Origin of the sequence: Brucella cytisi (genome assembly GCF_038433355.1) — a bacterium.
Lineage (GTDB): Bacteria > Pseudomonadota > Alphaproteobacteria > Rhizobiales > Rhizobiaceae > Brucella > Brucella cytisi.
In genome coordinates this window covers 176155-191201 of the sequence record NZ_JBCAUP010000001.1, presented here as the reverse complement: position 1 = coordinate 191201, position 15047 = coordinate 176155, and the positions used below count along the sequence as shown (strand labels likewise).

The following is a 15047-nucleotide window of genomic DNA, read 5'->3' as shown; positions in this document are numbered from 1 at the left end:
CACGAAATACAACTTAAGATTGCTGTTAAGTTGAATAAAACCAATAGTAGCATAAGGTGTGAAGAAATCGAGTTTATCTCTCGAGGAGATAGGTATGGATGATACGGCGAGTTTTCCAGAGATGGAAGACGGTGAGGATATGGAAACCGCGACTCGCTCCGAGACGGTAGCATATATAGAGCAGATGCTTGAACAGCTCAGTTTGATGGCGAAAAGTACGAATTATGTGTTGCTGGCCTATATGATCGAAATAGCTCTCATTGAGGCTCGGGAAGCGCTTCACAATGAGGCCGAGTCGTAACAGTCGTCACTCCATCGGAACCAATGCCACCTGATTGCCGGCATATCGATGGAGCCGCCCTGCCAAGTCCAGTTCCAGCAGAATGAGCTGAACAGCTCCAGTATCCATACCTGTGTGACGAACGCGGGTGTCAATGTCGGTCGGTACAGGACCGAGCGCATCGATAACGATGTCTCTTTGCTCTTCCGTTGCGAACGGTTGGAGCGACTCCGGTTCTTCCAACGCTGGAGATAAAAGATCGGGCTGTGCTGGTATATTCGCCTGATAGGCTTTTTGGACCGGCCAGCGGCCGGAGTGCTTCAATGACATCGTTTGCTTCGGTAACCAGTGTCGCACCTTGTTTCAGAAGCAGGTTTGTGCCGCGCGCAAGAGGATCAAGCGGAGAGCCAGGAACAGCGAACACGGTGCATCCCATGTCCCCGGCCATACGCGCGCTGATAAGCGAGCCGGAACGCTTGGCTGCTTCGACGACAATCAAACCCAGCGACAAGCCTGCAATAATCCGATTGCGGCGCGGAAAATCACGCGAGCCTGGCTCTGCGCCCATTGGCATTTCGCTTATGAGCGCGCCGCCTTGTTCTGGTATGGCTTGATAGAGTGGAAGGTTTTGCGGCGGATAGGGGCGGTCAAGTCCACCTGCAAGTACTGCTACGGTACCGGTTTTCATGCTTGCGCGGTGCGCAGCGGCATCAATGCCGCGGGCAAGCCCGGAAATCACAGCAAATCCTGCCTCGCCAAGATAATGTGCCAGACGCTCGGTAAAACGTGCGCCAATCACCGAAGCATTACGTGAACCGACAATAGCGATGGGTGGCTTGCTGGAAATGGCTGCATTCCCCTTGATCGTAACCAAAGGGGGGAGCCTCACAATTCTTGAGTTGCTGTGGATAATCCGGCTCGCCCATGCCGACAAGACGGGCACCGGAGCGTTCAATAGCTTCAAGCTCGCGCTCAGCGTCGTCCATGGACGCAACGCGGATCGGACGGGCACTGCCTCCTCTGATATTGAGATCAGGTAGCATTTCTATCGCGCTTGAAGCTGAGCCACAAAACAGAATCAGATCGCGAACGGTGACAGGGCCGATATTGTCGGTTCGGATGAGGCGTAGCCAGTTAAGCCGCTGGCGATCGGAGAGGCGAATTCCAGTTTTTGAATTCGCGCTTTCCTTCATCCCTTGGTTCCGATCTTGCTCTCGGTGCCGTTTAAGAGGCGCGTAATATTGGCCTTATGCTTGAAGATAACGATGACCGTCATGATCGCAAAGAGCACTGCGATTGCTGGATACCCCCGCGAATAGAGCGCAATGGGAACAACGATGCTGGCGATAAGTGCCGCAAGGGAGGAATAGCGCGTCAAAAGTGCTGTCACGATCCAGACGGCAGCGAAGACCAATGCTCCGGGCCATGCAAGCCCGATGAGGACGCCCAGATAGGTGGCGACGCCTTTGCCACCCTTGAAGCCGATCCATACTGGAAAGAGATGCCCGATAAAGGCACCGAAGCCTGCGCCAATAGCGGCGTCCGGGCCGTAGCGTGAAGCGACGAGAACGGCGACCGTACCTTTCAGCATGTCAAAAATCAGCGTCGCAGCGGCAAGCTTCTTGTTACCGGTGCGTAGCACGTTCGTCGCGCCGATATTGCCCGAGCCGATGGACCGGACGTCGCCCAATCCTGCAAGCCGGGTCAGGATCAAACCAAATGGAATGGAGCCAAGAAAATAGCCGAAGATGAGCGCCCCTATGAGCGTCAAGCTAAGGAATCCCGGTTCGGCCATGAATGTCCCCTTGTTTCTTGATTCCGCCTACCCGGAATTTTCGAATGATTGTTCCGGGTTATGCGGCGTTTTTCAAGCTGAGTAAACGGTCTTGCCAGCCACTAAGGTGTGGACGACGCGACCTTGAAAGCGAGCACTTTCAAAGCAGCTGTTCTTGGATAGCGAGTGCAGATCTTCTTCACGTACGATCCAAGGCTCATCCAGATCGACAATGGCGAAATCTGCCTTGGCGCCTGGCTTTAGCGTACCAGCATCAAGGCCGAAAATACGCGCTGGAGCTGTTGATAGCACTTCAATCAGCCGCAGCAGCGGAATGCTGTCATTGTGATAGAGACGAAGTGCGGCCCCCAGCAATGTTTCAAGGCCGATGGCACCGGCTTCGGCATCAGCAAAGGGTAGACGTTTGGTATCGACATCCTGAGGATCATGAGCCGAAACGACAATATCGATGGTGCCGTTCTTCACAGCTTCGACCATAGCAAGGCGATCCTGCTCGCCGCGCAAAGGTGGCGAAAGGCGGAAAAACGTGCGGAATTCACCAATGTCGTTTTCATTGAGCGACAAATGGTTGATCGATACGCCTGCCGTTACTTTCGCGCTGAGATCCTTGGCGCGGCGCACGGCTTCCGCCGACATTGCGCAGGAAAGCTGTGCGGCATGATAGTTGCTGTTGGTTAGCGCTGCTAGACGCAGATCGCGTTCCAGCGGAATCACCTCCGCTTCACGCGGACTCCCGGAAAGACCGAGCCAGCTTGCAAACAGACCCTCGTTCATCACGCCATTCGCACCAAGGAACGGATCGCGCGTTTCGCAGGCAATCACGGCATTGAAATCGCGGGCGTAGGTCAGAGCGCGCCGCATGAGCTGAGTATTGGCGATTGTCTGCCTGCCTTCCGTGAAGGCAACGGCACCGGCATCGCGCAGCAGGCCGATTTCGGTCATTTCCTCGCCGCGCAGACCTTTGGTGATCGCCGCAGCCGGGTGCACATTGACAACAGCCGTGTCACGCGCCGTGCGTTTGACGAATTCCACCAGAGCCACGTCGTCGATCACAGGATCGGTGTCGGGCATCATGATGATGGAAGTCACACCACCAGCAGCTGCCGCGCGGCTTGCCGACGCAATGGTTTCGCGATGTTCGGCGCCGGGCTCACCGACGAAGACGCGCGCATCCACGAGGCCAGGCAATACTGCTTTGCCGTTCAGGTCGATGATTTCCGCACCTTCCGGTGCACCCTGATTGCGGGCATCCGCTCCGGCGGCAACAATCTTGCCATCGCGGATCAGAACGCTGCCGGTTTCATCGAGACCGCGCGACGGATCGACGATGCGCGCGTTTTCAAACAGGATCGCGCTCATGCTGCTTCTCCGTTGCTGGGATTACGGCGCGGATCGAGCAGGGCTTCCATCACGGCCATACGCACGGCGACGCCCATTTCTACCTGTTGCTGGATCACGCTCTGCGGCCCGTCGGCAACATCGGATGCGATCTCGACGCCACGATTCATCGGACCGGGATGCATGACGAGTGCGTCAGGTTTGGCGACTTTGAGCTTTTCTTTATCGAGGCCGTAGAAGCGGAAATATTCGCGCACCGAAGGCACGAAGGAACCGGCCATACGCTCACGCTGAAGGCGCAGCATCATGACGACGTCGGCATCTTTCAAGCCTTCTTCCATAGAATTGAAGACTTCGACGCTCATATCGGCCATGCCGGAAGGCAGAAGCGTGGACGGCGCGACGACGCGTACCCGTGCGCCAAGCGCGTTGAGGAGGAGAATGTTGGAGCGTGCGACGCGGGAATGCAGCACATCGCCGCAAATGGCGACAATCAGGTTTTCGATTCCGCCCTTGGCGCGACGAATGGTTAGCGCATCGAGAAGTGCTTGGGTGGGGTGTTCGTGCGCGCCGTCACCGGCGTTGACCACCGAACAGCCGACTTTCTGCGCGAGCAGGGCAGCCGCGCCCGCCGAAGCGTGACGGATAACCAATATATCCGGCTGCATGGCGTTCAGCGTCATCGCTGTATCGATGAGCGTTTCGCCTTTCTTGACCGACGAGTTGCCGACAGACATATTCATGACGTCGGCACCGAGCCGTTTTCCGGCCAGCTCGAACGACGATTGCGTTCGTGTCGATGCTTCGAAGAAGAGATTGATTTGCGTGCGACCGCGAAGCACGGACTTTTTCTTCTCTGGCTGTCTGGAGACAGCGATTTCCTGATCGGCGAGATCAAGAAGGCAGAGAATGTCCAGGGGCGAAAGCCCCTTGATGCCCAGCAGGTGGCGGTGAGGGAAAAGCGGAGGGACCGTTTGATTTGTCATGGCAAGTCACCCGTATAGGACCATGAGGCAGGTCCCGCAACCGTCCTTATAATGGCTTCAGGCGATTCACCAAGAAAAACCTGTGCTGTTCTGACGACAAATTGTGTTCGGGATGGCAAAATTTTAGCAAATGCAATGCAAGAAACCTAAACTAAATTGAATCGCACAATACGGAATGAGCTTTTGAAAACGCACGACGTTACCAACCAGACGCCACCCATGACGGGCAACAATGCCTATCTGGGCGATCCGCTCTTGATGCAGATTGCGGCAGGATTCCCGAAGGAACTGCATGCCGATCTGGAACAGACGGGCCGTTTTGTGTCGTCGGCTGAAGCGCAGGACCTTGCGCGTCTCGCCAATACCGAACTGCCAAAATTGCGCACGCATGACAGGCAGGGCAACCGTATCGACCTTGTCGAGTATCATCCTGCCTATCATGCGCTGATGCGCCGTTCCATCGCGGCAGGCCTGCATTGCTCGATCTGGGAAGGCAATCCGCTCGAAAGCGGCCGCCGTCATCAGGCGCGTGCATCGCGCTTTTTCCTGACCGCACAGCTCGAGGCGGGACATCTCTGCCCGCTTACCATGACCAGCGCGTCGCTCGCAGCACTTATGGCATCGCCGGAAATCTATAAGGAATGGTCGCCGGTCATCCTGTCGCGCAAATACGATTTTTCGCAGAAACCCGCTTTTGCCAAGCAGGGCATTACGCTTGGCATGGGCATGACTGAAAAGCAGGGCGGAACCGATGTGCGCGCCAATACGACCCGCGCGACACACAATGACGATGGCACCTATGCCATAACCGGCCACAAGTGGTTCATGTCCGCACCAATGTCGGATGCTTTTCTGGCGCTCGCGCAGGCAGAAGAAGGCCTTTCCTGTTTTCTGCTCCCGCGCCTCACTTCAGAGGGAAGCGGAAATGGGTTCTTTTTCCAGCGCCTGAAAGACAAGCTCGGCAATAAGTCCAACGCTTCGTCGGAGGTTGAATTCGATGGTGCCATCGGTCATCTGATCGGTAATCCCGGTGAAGGCGTCAAAACCATCATGGATATGGTCACGCTGACACGGCTCGATTGTGCTGTCGCATCGGCCGGACTGATGCGTTCGGGCCTTGCCGAATCCGTGCACCATAGCCGTCATCGTCAGGTATTCGGCAAGGCTCTTGTCGAGCAGCCATTGATGCAGCGCGTTCTTGCCGACATGGCGCTCGATGTTGCCGGTGCGACTGCACTTTCCATGCGGCTGGCACGCGCTTTCGATATGGCTGCCAGTGATCGTGCCGAGGCGGCTTTTGCCCGTTGCATGACGCCGGTGGTGAAATACTGGGTTTGCAAGATCGCACCTGCATTGCTCTATGAAGCAATGGAGTGCCTCGGCGGCAACGGTTACATCGAAGAAGGCAATCTCGCACGCGCCTATCGCGAAGCGCCGGTCAATGCGATCTGGGAGGGTTCCGGCAATGTCATGGCACTGGACGTGGCACGTGTGCTGTCGCGCGCACCGGGGCTTTTCGATGAAGTGCTGGAGTGGATCGGTGGGCAGCTTGGTCCGCGTGGGCAGGGGACACTTGATGTGCTGCGTGCTGCATTGCAGCTGACCGAAACCGATCCGGGTGTCGCACGCCTTCTAACCGAGCAACTGGCCTATGCTGCTGCAGCAGCAGAATTGCGTCAGATTGGGGCCGACGATGTGGCTGATGCGTTCATCGAGACCCGTCTTGGCGGCCAGTGGCGTTCGACCTATGGCATGCTGGATGCACGCCACAATGCTGAACGAATTCTGGATCAGCTTTATCCGGCGTCGTAATCGTCGGATGCCGACCGCCTGATACTGTGCAGGCGGTCGAGTGCACCTTGGAGAATGAAGGATGCAGCAGCCGAATCGATACGTTCGGCCCTCTTGCCGCGTGAGACGTCCATGCCAATCAGCGCCCGTTCGGCAGCGACGGTCGATAGGCGTTCATCCCAGAAAACGAAGGGCAGGTTGGTCAACGGCTGCATGGTGCGCACAAATGCCCGTGTGGCCTGAACGCGGGGACCGGATGTTCCGTCCATATTCATAGGCAAACCGATGACGATAACGCCGACCTTGTCGGTGTCGAGTGCCTTCAAAAGCACCTGTGCGTCGATGGAAAACTTCACCCGTTTGATAACGGGGCGCGGATGCGCGAAGGAAAGACCGAGATCAGACACCGCAAGGCCGATGGTCTTGGTTCCCAGATCCAGTCCGGCAATGGTCTGCCCGGACTGAAGCAGCGCCGGAATTTCCTCGATTTCAACGACAGCCATTGGTCCTCATCGGATTTTGAAGTGGTTTCATATTGCCTTCAACTTTATCGGCGTCATATCTGTTCGCAAACCGGAAATCGAGCCGGAAACAGAGATTGAGGAGAGACTTTATGAAACTAACATGGCTTGGCCACGCCGCTTTCCGCGTTGAAACGGCAAAGGCTGTTATTCTCATCGATCCGTTTCTGAACGGAAATCCCGGTGCAAAGGGCATCGATTTCAAGGATGTGACTAAGGGCGTAACTCATATTGCGCTGACCCACGGACATGGCGACCATGTGGGCGATACGGTAGCTATCGCCAAGGAACACGGCGCGATTGTGATTGCCAATGCCGATCTTGCAAGCTGGCTTGGCAGTCAGGGCGTGGAAAAGCTCGATCCTGGCAATACGGGTGGCACGGTGGCGCATGACGGGTTCACCATTACCTTCGTCAATGCGCTCCACTCCTCGGCAATGCTGGCGGAAAATGGTGTCTCACAGGCACTGGGCAATCCTAATGGTCTGGTATTCCATTTCGAAGATGCACCGACGCTCTATCATATGGGCGACACGGACATCTTCTCGGATATGGGTCTTATCAACGAGCTCCATCAGCCAGAAATCGGCATCGTTCCCATTGGTGACCGCTTCACGATGGGTGGCGCGGTCGCGGCTCTCGCCTGCCAGCGCTATTTCAACTTCAAAACCGTGCTGCCATGCCATTACGCCTCATTTCCGATCATCAACCAGACGGCGGACAAGTTCTTGGCCGGAATGGCAGATCATCGGGAAACGAAGGTTATTGCTGATCCAGCTGGCACCGTTCATTCGTTCTGACTTTGGATTTGAAGCGCAAGAAATGTTGCGCTTCAACAATCGCGCCGTTATAGCCGGTAGGAAAACTTTTCAGGGTGGCGGTTCGCCGCCCAATCTAGCATTTGCGGAGAACAGGATGTCCGTCGATATTTCTACCGTCAAGCGCGTCGCGCATCTGGCGCGCATTGCCGTCAATGACGACGATGCCGAACGCATGACTGGCGAACTCAATGCTATTCTGGGCTTTGTCGAGCAACTGAACGAAGTCAATGTCGATGGTATCGAGCCTATGACTTCTGTTACGCCGATGGACATGCGCATGCGCCAGGACAAGGTAACGGATGGCGGTATTGCTGCTGCGGTGGTGGCCAACGCACCGGTTACGGAAGACAATTTCTTCGTCGTACCAAAGGTCGTGGAGTAGGTTATGGCCATACGGGTTTCAGTCGAGACCCCCTTGCAGGATGATGTGCGCGCACTGGTCGAGGGCCTGAATGCGCATCTTCTGCCGCTGTCACCACTGGAATTCCAGTTCAAGATGACAGTTGAGCAGATGGCGGGGCCAGATACGACGGTTTTTGTGGCGCGCGATGAAGACGGCAAGGCAGTCGGCTGCGGTGCCTTGAAGATGCACGAAGATGGCGTCGGTGAGGTGAAGCGTATGTTCACCCTTCCGGAAGTGCGCGGAAAGCGCGTTGGTTCGGTTCTGGTGGATGCGATTGTCGATCAGGCAAGGGCCAAGGACATTTCCCGCCTAGTACTCGAAACGGGCACAGGGCCCGGTTTTGCTGGTGCATGGCGGCTTTATGAGAATTCGGGTTTTACGCGCTGTGGTGTAGTTCTGGACTATCCGGATTCCGAATACAGCGCCTTTTTTGAAAAGCGTCTCGTTGAGGCGCACTGACAGGATTTGACGATGAGCGAACTGACCGCACTGACCATTGCTGAGGCGCGCGACAAGCTGAAGGCCAAAGCCATCACCGCGACCGAACTCACCGACGCCTATCTTTCCGCTATCGATTCCGCGAATGAAACCATCAACGCTTACGTGAAAGTGACTCACGATCAGGCGCGTTCGATGGCCAAAGCATCGGATGAGCGTATTGCCAAGGGGGAAGCGGGCGCACTGGAAGGCATTCCGCTCGGCGTGAAGGATCTGTTTGCCACCAAGGGCGTGCATACGCAGGCCTGCTCTCACATTCTCGACGGTTTCAAGCCGGAATATGAATCAACCGTCACAGCCAATCTGTGGGCTGATGGTGCGGTTATGCTCGGCAAACTCAACATGGATGAGTTCGCGATGGGCTCGTCCAACGAAACCTCCTATTACGGTTCGGTCAAAAATCCGTGGCGCGCTAATGGCTCCAACGCCGATCTGGTGCCGGGCGGTTCGTCGGGCGGTTCGGCTGCCGCTGTCGCCGCACAGCTTTGCGCTGGCGCCACCGCAACCGATACAGGCGGCTCGATCCGCCAGCCCGCAGCCTTCACCGGCACAGTTGGCATCAAGCCGACCTATGGCCGCGTTTCACGCTGGGGCACGGTTGCCTTCGCTTCGTCGCTCGATCAGGCTGGTCCGATCGCTCGCGACGTGCGCGATGCCGCTATTCTGTTGAAATCCATGGCTTCGCTTGATCTCAAGGATACGACGTCGGTCGATCTGCCTATTCCGGATTACGAGGCTGCTATTGGCAAGTCGCTCAAGGGCATGAAGATCGGCATTCCGAAGGAATACCGCGTTGACGGCATGCCGGACGAGATTGAGGAGCTTTGGCAAAAGGGTATCCAGTATCTGAAGGATGCCGGTGCTGAGATCATCGATATTTCGCTGCCACACACGAAATATGCGCTGCCCGCTTATTACATCGTGGCACCGGCGGAAGCCTCTTCGAACCTCGCCCGTTATGACGGCGTGCGTTACGGTCTGCGTGTGCCCGGCAAGGACATCGCCGATATGTACGAACAGTCCCGCGCGGCTGGCTTCGGCAAGGAAGTAAAGCGCCGTATCATGATCGGGACCTATGTTCTGTCGGCTGGCTACTACGACGCCTATTATCTGCGTGCGCAGAAGGTGCGTACGTTGATCAAGAAGGATTTTGAAAATGTATTCGCCAAGGGCGTAAATGCGATCCTGACGCCAGCGACGCCATCGGCTGCCTTTGGTCTTGCCGATGAGGATCTCGCCAATGATCCGGTCAAGATGTATCTCAATGACATCTTCACGGTAACAGTCAACATGGCCGGTCTGCCGGGCATTGCCGTGCCGGCCGGTATTAATGATAAAGGCTTGCCGCTTGGCCTTCAGCTGATTGGGCGTCCGTTCGAGGAAGAGACTTTGTTCCAGGCAGCGCATGCCATTGAGCAGGCTGCCGGACGGTTTACTCCGGCAAAGTGGTGGTAAAAACCGAACTTCTTCGCCGGGGTTTCTCCGGCGAATTTGTTTCTATGGCTGCATTAGCGGTCAGGGCCTGGCGGATAGCAGCGCGCGATATTGAACTGACCACTGAGCGGCAGGAAGTGCTGGAAGCCAGGTTCCAGCGCGATCTCCAAGAAATTGCGGACGGTGTTCTGGCTGCCGAAAAGGCAGGAATACTAGCAGGCTGGGGTGCTAGGGTGCCCCAAAGCAATTACATTTCCGATTTATGGGTCGATCCACCGCATCACGGGCAGGGGATTGGCAGACAGATTCTTGATGCCCTGATGGCGCAAATTCTGCTTGATGGTTTTGACGAAGCACTGATCGGCACCCATGCGGATAATCTTCCCGCGATCAATCTTTACAAAAAGGCTGGTTTCCGGATCGACTGGCAAGGAGATGAGTGGTCGGAAAGTTTCGAAAGAACCGTCGAGAAAGTCAGGATGCGCGCTGATCTTTGAAGGCCAGCTTACCGCAACCGTTGCCGAATAGTCTATCGCGCCTATTCTTCCTTGGAGTGGATAACCTCAAGAGGAGGGCAAGCGATGTGGATCATGTTGACGGAAGTGAACGGCGAAAAGCTCGCCGTGAATTTTAATCACGTTCTCTCTTATAACGCTTATGGAACCGGCGCACGTATTGTTACGCTGAGTACGGATCAGACGTTCTTCGTCAAAGAGTCGATTGAGGAGATTGAAGCCAAGCTAGGCATTGATGTGAAAGCCTGAAGCTTCTATTTCTCAACGGCTTAAATAGTTTATTGAAAAAGAAAATGAACGGCACCGTACTTGCGCATTGCCGTTCATCCTGTCTGCATTCTCGGGCACGTTTCGTGGTCCGCTGAAATGCTCTATTTTTTTACGCGCATCTCGTTCCGAAAACCAGTTCCCACTTTTCGGGATGCGCTCTAGATATCCAACTCTTCCACAAAAGCCGCACGGTCCTGAATGAAACGGAAACGGGCCTCTGGCTTGGTGCCCATCAGTTCATCGACGGTGTTGCGGGTTTCTTCGACATAATCTTCGTCCACCTGAACACGCAGAAGCGTGCGCTTCTTTGGGTCCATGGTGGTTTCCTTGAGCTGTTCGGCGCGCATTTCGCCAAGGCCTTTGAAGCGACCGATTTCCACTTTACCACGCCCGGTAAACATGGTGCGTAGAAGTTCATCCTTATGTGCTTCATCACGCGCATAAGCGACCTTTCCACCCTGGCTTAGGCGGAAAAGCGGAGGCACAGCCAGATAGAGATGACCATTGCGGATCAGGTCCGGCATTTCCTGATAAAAGAAGGTGATGAGCAGCGATGCGATATGTGCACCATCGACGTCAGCGTCGGTCATGACGATGACGCGATCATAGCGCAAGTCGTCTTCCCGATAATTCTTGCGCGTACCACTGCCGAGTGCCTGCACAAGATCACTTATCTGCTGGTTTGCCGTTAGTTTTTCGCGCCCGGCGCTGGCAACATTCAAAATTTTGCCGCGCAATGGCAGGATGGCCTGATTGGCACGATTGCGCGCCTGCTTGGCTGAACCACCTGCCGAGTCACCCTCGACAATGAACAGTTCTGCACCGGCTGCGGCATTTTGCGTGCAATCGGCAAGTTTGCCGGGCAGGCGTAGTTTGCGCGTTGCGCTCTTGCGAACGGTTTCTTTTTCTTGACGGCGACGCAAGCGCTCGTCGGCGCGGTCGATCACCCATTCCAGCAGGCGAGATGCTTCCTGCGGAGAGGCTGTGAGCCAATGATCGAATGGATCACGGATCGCATTCTCTACGATGCGCTGTGCCTCGACCGTGGCAAGCTTGTCCTTGGTCTGGCCGACAAATTCCGGCTCGCGAATGAAAACCGACAGCATCCCTGCAGCCGACACCATCACGTCATCGGTGGTTATGATCGAAGCGCGCTTGTTGTTGGTCAGTTCCGCATAGGCTTTCAGCCCTCGCGTCAAGGCAATACGCAAACCTGCTTCATGGGTGCCACCATCGCCGGTCGGGATAGTGTTACAATAGGAGTGAACGAAACCATCCCCACCAAACCACGAAACGGCCCATTCGACAGCACCGTGGCCACCTTGTTTCTCGGTCTTGCCCGCGAAAATCTCACGCGTGACCTGATGTTCCTTACCAAGCGATGCCTCAAGATAGTCCTTCAGGCCACCAGGGAAGTGGAATACGGCCTTTTCAGGTGTTTCCTTCTTTGGGTCGAGCAGGGAAGGATCGCAGTTCCAGCGGATTTCAACCCCGCCAAACAGATAAGCTTTCGACCGCGCCATGCGATAAAGACGATGCGGATCGAACTGCGCTGTCTTGCCGAAAATATCAGGGTCTGGATGGAAACGGACACGGGTGCCGCGACGATTATGCACTTCGCCGAGTTCTTCCAGCCCGCCTTGCGGAATACCCCGCGAGAAACGCTGGCGATAAAGACGGCGATTGCGCGCGACTTCCACTTCCAGCACGTCGGAAAGGGCATTCACCACAGAAACACCGACGCCGTGCAGACCGCCTGACGTCTCATAGGCCTTGCCGTCGAACTTGCCGCCCGCGTGCAGTTTGGTCATGATGACTTCGAGCGTGGACTTCCCGGGAACCTGGGGATGTTCATCCACAGGAATGCCGCGTCCGTTGTCCGAAACCGTTACAAACCCATCGGCATCGAAGCTCACTTCGATGAAATTGGCATGTCCCGCGACAGCTTCGTCCATCGAGTTGTCGATGACTTCAGCAAAGAGATGATGCAGCGCCTTCTCGTCTGTGCCGCCAATATACATCCCGGGACGCAGGCGAACCGGCTCCAGACCTTCCAGAACGCGGATGGATGATGCGTTATAGTCGTCGCCTGCCGATGAAGCAGGCGGCGCCTTGGCCGTTACCGGCTTTGGAACAGAGAGCGAGGGCGCTGCCACTGGCTGCGCCACAGGTTTTTCGCTGGGTTTTTCCCCCTGGCGCCCCTGTTCTTGTTCTCGGGCCCGGGCATTGTTGACCACTCTCGAGAAGAGATCGTTGCTATCGTCCATCTGTTCCGAAAAGCTCTCTATCTGAATTTCAGGAGGTCTTTGCCGAGCCTGCTCGCCATCGACCGGAAAATACTGTTCGCGAATCAACTGAATGATGCCATGCGCGCTCACGAAAGGCGACTAAAGTTCGCCTTACGTTCCGTTTTCGCACGACTTTTTCAAAGGGTTTTGTTCACAACCGAACTGATTTGCACCAGAAAGAAGGCGAAAGTCAAACAAGCAGGACATTTCCGATCAAATTGGATGGAAACGCTGCAGTAGTTGGCATAGAGCGATAGCGGGGAATATTCAGAATACCGAGAGTTTGAAATGCAAAACAGCGCGACAAGCGGCATGGAAGCGCACGTAAAGGGCATGGCGATCATGGTGCTCTCGGTGCTTTTGCTGCCGCTGATGGATGCCATAGGCAAATGGCTCGCCATGGTGGATAATATGCCTCCTGCCACTGTCACCTTCATGCGTTTTTTCATTCAATGCTGGCTGATGTTCTTTATCCTGCTCATCGTTGGTGGTTTCGCCGCGCTGCGAACACGATATCTGGCAGGCAACCTCATTCGCGGCGTGTTGATGGGGTTTGGTGGGCTCTGCTTCTTCACGGCGGTCAAATATATGCCGCTGGCTGATGCTATGGCCGTGTTCTTCGCCGAGCCGCTTATTCTGACGCTCTTTTCGGCAATTTTCCTGAAAGAAAAAGTGGGTTGGAGAAGGTTCAGCGCGGTCGGCATCGGTCTCATCGGCACGATGATCGTGATCCAGCCGAGTTTCGAGATATTCGGTGCTGTCTCGCTTCTGCCGTTGGCGACAGCCGTAACCTTTGCCATCTACCTGATCCTGAACCGAAAATATGGTGTGAAGGAAAGCCCGCTCGTCATGCAGTTTTATGCGGGTGTGGGCGGGTGGATGCTCGCTGGCGTTGCCATGATTTTCGGAACTGCGGCTGGGCTTGGTGATCTGAGTTTCGGTCTGCCGCAAGGCATTCAGCCTTGGCTGCTTTTGCTGCTTTTGGGGACGATCGGAACCGTCAGCCATTTGATGGTCGTGCAGGCGTTCAAGCTGGCACCGGCATCCATGCTGGCACCGTTCCAATATCTGGAAATCGTCAATGCGGTTCTGGTCGGCCTGATCGTGTTCGGCGATTTCCCGACACCGTCGAAATGGTGCGGCATCGCGATCATCGTCGGATCTGGCTTCTATGTTTTCATGCGCGAGCGCCGTGTGAAAGTCGACGCCGTGGCCTGAGGCAGAGCTAGAACGGTTCCAGTTAAAACGGAATCGTGGGAGCGCTCTATCTCTTTATTTTATGCATTATCCAACGCAAAACCGCTTCGCACTTTTGCTGGAAATGCTCTATTTCAGCTGACGGGCTCCGAAGACCGTCTCAAACGCTCTTCCCAAAGCGACGTCCATGTCGCCCATTGTTACCGGCAATCCAAGGTCTACAAGGCTGGTAACGCCATGTTCCGAGATTCCGCAAGGAACGATGCCGGAATAATGGCTGAGATCGGGTTCGACATTGATGGCTATGCCGTGAAAGCTCACCCAGCGACGGAGGCGGATGCCGATAGCAGCAATCTTGTCTTCACACATGCCGCCATTGGCAAGGCGCGGCTTTTCAGGCCGTGTAACCCATACGCCGACACGATCCTCACGACGCTCGCCTTTGACGTTGAACTCGGCAAGGCTCTCGATGATCCACTGCTCAAGAGCTGTCACGAAGGCGCGCACGTCCTCGCGGCGGCGTTTCAGGTCGAGCATCACATAGGCAACGCGCTGGCCAGGTCCGTGATAGGTATATTCTCCGCCGCGTCCCGTGTTGAAGACAGGGAGACTGTTCGGGGTCAGGAGATCGTCTGCATTGGCGCTCGTCCCCGCCGTGTAAAGCGAGGGATGCTCGACCAGCCACACGAGTTCATTGGCAGTGCCGTCCCGGATGGCCTGAACACGTGCTTCCATGAAAGCGAGTGCTTCTTCATAATCCGTCAGCCCTACGGCAACGACCCAATCGACCGGAGCCGCATCAGCGGCGACAGGCTGGAAATGTGCCTCCAGCGCATCGCGTTCACGCGGCTTTTGTGAATCTGTCTCGAAAATGGGAAAGGCGGAATTATTCGTCATGATGGCAGCATAT

The 15047-nt window shown here is 55.7% G+C and carries 15 protein-coding genes and 1 pseudogene; 9 read left to right on the top strand and 7 right to left on the bottom strand.

All coding sequences use genetic code 11. The annotated features are described in order from the left end of the window. Positions 1-94: 94 nt before the first annotated feature. Complete coding sequence (locus AAE521_RS00855; RefSeq protein ID WP_010658869.1) at positions 95-301, top strand: hypothetical protein; 207 nt, start codon at positions 95-97, stop codon at positions 299-301. 6 nt (positions 302-307) lie between these two features. On the opposite strand, the pseudogene dprA reads toward AAE521_RS00855, so the two are convergent. From dprA to AAE521_RS00835, 4 genes and pseudogenes are all read right to left on the bottom strand, one after another. After that, positions 308-1473, bottom strand: a pseudogene (gene dprA / locus AAE521_RS00850) (DNA-processing protein DprA). Further along, complete coding sequence (gene plsY, locus AAE521_RS00845; RefSeq protein ID WP_071634061.1) at positions 1470-2075, bottom strand: glycerol-3-phosphate 1-O-acyltransferase PlsY; 606 nt, start codon at positions 2073-2075, stop codon at positions 1470-1472. The pseudogene dprA and the gene plsY overlap by 4 nt, the downstream one beginning before the upstream one ends. A 72-nt stretch (positions 2076-2147) precedes the next feature. Next, the gene (locus AAE521_RS00840) at positions 2148-3434 is read right to left on the bottom strand and encodes a dihydroorotase (protein ID WP_071634062.1); all 1287 of its coding nucleotides are present in this window, start codon (positions 3432-3434) and stop codon (positions 2148-2150) included. Continuing rightward, entirely contained in the window at positions 3431-4399 is a 969-nt protein-coding gene (locus AAE521_RS00835) for an aspartate carbamoyltransferase catalytic subunit (RefSeq protein ID WP_012093049.1), read from the bottom strand. The genes AAE521_RS00840 and AAE521_RS00835 overlap by 4 nt, the downstream gene beginning before the upstream one ends. A gap of 183 nt (positions 4400-4582) precedes the next feature. On the opposite strand from AAE521_RS00835, the gene AAE521_RS00830 reads away from it, so the two are divergent. Continuing rightward, a complete protein-coding gene (locus AAE521_RS00830; RefSeq protein WP_071634063.1) occupies positions 4583-6211 on the top strand; it encodes an acyl-CoA dehydrogenase family protein in 1629 nt (542 codons plus the stop codon). Here the strand turns inward: AAE521_RS00830 and ruvX are convergent. Next, complete coding sequence (ruvX, locus tag AAE521_RS00825; protein ID WP_342060260.1) at positions 6196-6693, bottom strand: Holliday junction resolvase RuvX; 498 nt, start codon at positions 6691-6693, stop codon at positions 6196-6198. The two genes, AAE521_RS00830 and ruvX, sit on opposite strands and share 16 nt — an antisense overlap. Positions 6694-6803: 110 nt before the next feature. Here ruvX and AAE521_RS00820 point away from each other — a divergent pair, with 110 nt between their 5' ends. From AAE521_RS00820 to AAE521_RS00795, 6 genes are all read left to right on the top strand, one after another. Next, entirely contained in the window at positions 6804-7511 is a 708-nt protein-coding gene (locus AAE521_RS00820) for a metal-dependent hydrolase (protein WP_342060259.1), read from the top strand. Positions 7512-7626: 115 nt separating this feature from the next. Beyond that, a complete protein-coding gene (gene gatC / locus AAE521_RS00815) occupies positions 7627-7914 on the top strand; it encodes an Asp-tRNA(Asn)/Glu-tRNA(Gln) amidotransferase subunit GatC (RefSeq protein WP_010658861.1) in 288 nt (95 codons plus the stop codon). A gap of 3 nt (positions 7915-7917) precedes the next feature. Further along, the gene (locus AAE521_RS00810; protein ID WP_071634066.1) at positions 7918-8394 is read left to right on the top strand and encodes a GNAT family N-acetyltransferase; all 477 of its coding nucleotides are present in this window, start codon (positions 7918-7920) and stop codon (positions 8392-8394) included. A 12-nt stretch (positions 8395-8406) separates the two neighbouring features. Further along, positions 8407-9888 carry an Asp-tRNA(Asn)/Glu-tRNA(Gln) amidotransferase subunit GatA gene (gene gatA / locus AAE521_RS00805; RefSeq protein WP_071634067.1) on the top strand — a complete coding sequence of 494 codons (1482 nt, stop codon included), beginning with the start codon at positions 8407-8409 and terminating at the stop codon, positions 9886-9888. A gap of 44 nt (positions 9889-9932) precedes the next feature. Beyond that, positions 9933-10364, top strand: a complete 432-nt coding sequence (locus AAE521_RS00800) for a GNAT family N-acetyltransferase (RefSeq protein WP_206044350.1) — start codon at positions 9933-9935, stop codon at positions 10362-10364. Positions 10365-10448: 84 nt separating this feature from the next. Next, entirely contained in the window at positions 10449-10631 is a 183-nt protein-coding gene (locus AAE521_RS00795) for a flagellar FlbD family protein (RefSeq protein ID WP_071634069.1), read from the top strand. A gap of 179 nt (positions 10632-10810) precedes the next feature. On the opposite strand, the gene parE is transcribed toward AAE521_RS00795, so the two are convergent. Further along, entirely contained in the window at positions 10811-12919 is a 2109-nt protein-coding gene (parE, locus tag AAE521_RS00790; RefSeq protein WP_071634089.1) for a DNA topoisomerase IV subunit B, read from the bottom strand. Positions 12920-13228: 309 nt separating this feature from the next. Here parE and AAE521_RS00785 point away from each other — a divergent pair, with 309 nt between their 5' ends. Further along, positions 13229-14158, top strand: coding sequence for a DMT family transporter (locus tag AAE521_RS00785; RefSeq protein ID WP_342060258.1), 930 nt, complete (start codon positions 13229-13231; stop codon positions 14156-14158). A gap of 108 nt (positions 14159-14266) precedes the next feature. Here the strand turns inward: AAE521_RS00785 and lipB are convergent, their stop codons facing one another. Beyond that, positions 14267-15034: a lipoyl(octanoyl) transferase LipB gene (lipB, locus tag AAE521_RS00780; protein ID WP_206044351.1), complete on the bottom strand. Its 768-nt coding sequence runs from the start codon at positions 15032-15034 to the stop codon at positions 14267-14269. Positions 15035-15047 lie beyond the last annotated feature (13 nt).

Bases quoted from the DNA above. Each gene is read 5' to 3' on its own strand.
- AAE521_RS00855 (WP_010658869.1), top strand. From the start codon at position 95: ATGGATGATACGGCGAGTTTTCCAGAGATGGAAGACGGTGAGGATATG.
- plsY (WP_071634061.1), bottom strand. From the start codon at position 2,075: ATGGCCGAACCGGGATTCCTTAGCTTGACGCTCATAGGGGCGCTCATC.
- AAE521_RS00840 (WP_071634062.1), bottom strand. From the start codon at position 3,434: ATGAGCGCGATCCTGTTTGAAAACGCGCGCATCGTCGATCCGTCGCGC.
- AAE521_RS00835 (WP_012093049.1), bottom strand. From the start codon at position 4,399: ATGACAAATCAAACGGTCCCTCCGCTTTTCCCTCACCGCCACCTGCTG.
- ruvX (WP_342060260.1), bottom strand. From the start codon at position 6,693: ATGGCTGTCGTTGAAATCGAGGAAATTCCGGCGCTGCTTCAGTCCGGG.
- AAE521_RS00820 (WP_342060259.1), top strand. From the start codon at position 6,804: ATGAAACTAACATGGCTTGGCCACGCCGCTTTCCGCGTTGAAACGGCA.
- gatC (WP_010658861.1), top strand. From the start codon at position 7,627: ATGTCCGTCGATATTTCTACCGTCAAGCGCGTCGCGCATCTGGCGCGC.
- AAE521_RS00810 (WP_071634066.1), top strand. From the start codon at position 7,918: ATGGCCATACGGGTTTCAGTCGAGACCCCCTTGCAGGATGATGTGCGC.
- gatA (WP_071634067.1), top strand. From the start codon at position 8,407: ATGAGCGAACTGACCGCACTGACCATTGCTGAGGCGCGCGACAAGCTG.
- AAE521_RS00800 (WP_206044350.1), top strand. From the start codon at position 9,933: ATGGCTGCATTAGCGGTCAGGGCCTGGCGGATAGCAGCGCGCGATATT.
- AAE521_RS00795 (WP_071634069.1), top strand. From the start codon at position 10,449: ATGTGGATCATGTTGACGGAAGTGAACGGCGAAAAGCTCGCCGTGAAT.
- parE (WP_071634089.1), bottom strand. From the start codon at position 12,919: ATGGACGATAGCAACGATCTCTTCTCGAGAGTGGTCAACAATGCCCGG.
- AAE521_RS00785 (WP_342060258.1), top strand. From the start codon at position 13,229: ATGCAAAACAGCGCGACAAGCGGCATGGAAGCGCACGTAAAGGGCATG.
- lipB (WP_206044351.1), bottom strand. From the start codon at position 15,034: ATGACGAATAATTCCGCCTTTCCCATTTTCGAGACAGATTCACAAAAG.